Raw genomic sequence first — 2,479 nt, forward strand, 5'->3', positions numbered from 1 at the left:
GCACTTTCAAAAAATGGTATAATCCATATTCAAGTAGATCCAATTCACCAATTAATTACAGATGGAAACTGGTTTGAATCGGCAGAAAAAGACAACTTTGAAGTTTTAAATTCTGTATCAGCTGAACGCAAAAATATTTCATTCGTTAATATAAATGCCAATATTTATCAAAATGCTGGAGCCAATATGGTGCAACAATTGGCTTACACATTGGCACACATAAACGAATATTTTAATCAAATAAAAGTAATAAATCAACCTATAACAATTGAAGTTTCGGTTGGCACCAATTATTTTTTCGAAATAGCAAAATTGAGAGCGTTACGATTACTTTTCAACACATTAGCAAAAGAATACAATCATAATCTAGACTGTCATATTATCGTAACTCCTACAAAACGCAACAAAACATTATACGATTATAATACCAATATGTTGCGCTCCACGACAGAATGTATGAGTGCTATTTTGGGCGGTGCAAATGCCATTTCAAATTTGGCTTACGATGCTATTTATCATAAAGACAATGAGTTTGGCGATAGAATATCTCGTAACCAATTACTAGTTCTCAAACACGAAAGCTATTTTGATGTTGTTAATAATCCAGCCGATGGAACTTATTATATCGAGAGTTTAACCACCCAATTGGCAGAAAAAGCATTGTCATTATTTAAAGAAATCGAAGCCAACGGTGGATTAATCAAACAACTCAAAGAAGGAAATATCCAGAAAAAAATACAAGAAAGTGCCCAAAAAGAACAAGATTTGTTCGACTCAGGCAAAGAAGTTTTACTAGGAACCAATAAATATCCGAACAAAAACGACAAAATGAAAAACGATTTAGAACTTTTCCCATTCGTAAAAATAAAGCCAAGAAAAACTTTAATCACACCTATTATTGAAAAAAGATTGGCTGAGAAATTGGAGCAGGAAAGAATTTCATTAGAATAAATTTCAGAAATAAAGTTTATATTTACATCAATAAATTATAAGTTATGGAAGCGATAAGACAAACTGTAAAAGTAAAAAATCATTCATTCAAAATTACTTTGCCTGACAATTTCCTCGCCGAGGAAGTTGAAGTAATTATTATGCCTTCTTCAAAACAGTATGAAATTCCTCAGTGGCAAATTGATGAAGTTAGGAAACGACATGACAAATATTTAAAAAATCCTAAAGATGTAACTAACATTGATGATTTTTTAAAAGAATTAGAAAATGAGTTATAAAATTGTAATTATTGATGATGCTAAAATAGAATATAAAAAATCTTTCAATTGGTACAAAAGCATAAACCCAATTTTATCAGAAAGATTTTATAATTCATTCAAAGAAAGTTTGTCCGTTATAAAAAAGAATCCACTATTATTCCAAATAAGATATGATGATGTAAGAGTTAAACTTTTATCTGATTTTCCATATTTAATTCATTACAAAATTTTAAATAATGTTATCATCATTGAAGCCATCTATCATTCATCAAGAGATGGAGAGTTAAACATATTTTAAATAAATTTTGATTAAAATTGAGAAAAAACATCCAACATATTACATTACAAAATTCTAGCAAAAATGTCATTCCAGTTTATGCTGAGCGAAATCGAAGCACAGTAGAGGAAGCATTTATTACTGCTGAAGGAATTGAACTAAAATCAACCTATACCAAACAAGATATCGAAAATCTCGAACACCTTGATTTTGGAGCAGGATTCACACCCAATCTTCGCGGACCTTATGCTACGATGTATGTGCGAAGACCTTGGACCATTCGTCAATATGCTGGATTTTCAACCGCCGAAGAAAGCAACGCTTTTTACCGCCGTAATCTAGCTGCTGGGCAAAAAGGATTGTCAATAGCTTTCGATTTACCAACGCACCGCGGTTACGACTCAGATCATGAACGTGTTGTGGGCGATGTAGGAAAAGCAGGCGTTGCCATAGATTCGGTCGAAGATATGAAAGTATTGTTTGACCAAATTCCGCTCGATGAAATGTCAGTTTCAATGACAATGAACGGTGCAGTTTTACCAATTCTAGCCTTTTATATCGTAGCTGCCGAAGAACAAGGTGTAAAAGCCGAGCAACTTTCTGGTACAATTCAAAATGATATTCTCAAAGAATTTATGGTTAGAAATACCTATATCTATCCGCCAACACCATCCATGAAAATCATTGCAGATATATTTGAATTTACTAGCAAAAAAATGCCGAAATTTAATTCGATTTCTATTTCAGGTTATCACATGCAAGAAGCCGGAGCTACAGCCGATATTGAAATTGCCTACACTTTAGCCGACGGATTAGAATATATAAAAACTGGTTTATCAACTGGTATGAAAATCGATGAGTTTGCACCTCGCCTATCCTTTTTCTGGGGAATTGGAATGAACCATTTTATGGAGATTGCCAAAATGAGAGCTGCCAGAATGATTTGGGCAAAACTCGTCAAACAATTCAATCCAAAAGACGAAAAATCATT

At 32.9% G+C, this 2,479-nt stretch carries 4 protein-coding genes; all 4 read left to right on the plus strand.

Going from position 1 to position 2,479, the window contains the following annotated elements; translation table 11 throughout:
• A partial coding sequence (locus RMN92_RS04650; protein ID WP_309608301.1) for a methylmalonyl-CoA mutase family protein occupies nt 1–951 on the plus strand: 951 nt, incomplete at its 5' end.
• A 44-nt stretch (nt 952–995) separates the two neighbouring features.
• Nucleotides 996–1,229, plus strand: a complete 234-nt coding sequence (locus RMN92_RS04655) for a hypothetical protein (RefSeq protein WP_309608302.1) — start codon at nt 996–998, stop codon at nt 1,227–1,229.
• Nucleotides 1,219–1,509 carry a type II toxin-antitoxin system RelE/ParE family toxin gene (locus tag RMN92_RS04660; RefSeq protein WP_309608303.1) on the plus strand — a complete coding sequence of 97 codons (291 nt, stop codon included), beginning with the start codon at nt 1,219–1,221 and terminating at the stop codon, nt 1,507–1,509. Before RMN92_RS04655 ends, RMN92_RS04660 begins: the two co-directional genes overlap by 11 nt.
• 68 nt (nt 1,510–1,577) lie before the next feature.
• A partial coding sequence (locus tag RMN92_RS04665; RefSeq protein WP_309608304.1) for a methylmalonyl-CoA mutase family protein occupies nt 1,578–2,479 on the plus strand: 902 nt, incomplete at its 3' end.

It is taken from the genome of Flavobacterium sp. (assembly GCF_031363805.1).
GTDB lineage: Bacteria > Bacteroidota > Bacteroidia > Flavobacteriales > Flavobacteriaceae > Flavobacterium.

Bases quoted from the DNA above. Each gene is read 5' to 3' on its own strand.
- RMN92_RS04660 (WP_309608303.1), top strand. From the start codon at position 1,219: ATGAGTTATAAAATTGTAATTATTGATGATGCTAAAATAGAATATAAA.
- RMN92_RS04655 (WP_309608302.1), top strand. From the start codon at position 996: ATGGAAGCGATAAGACAAACTGTAAAAGTAAAAAATCATTCATTCAAA.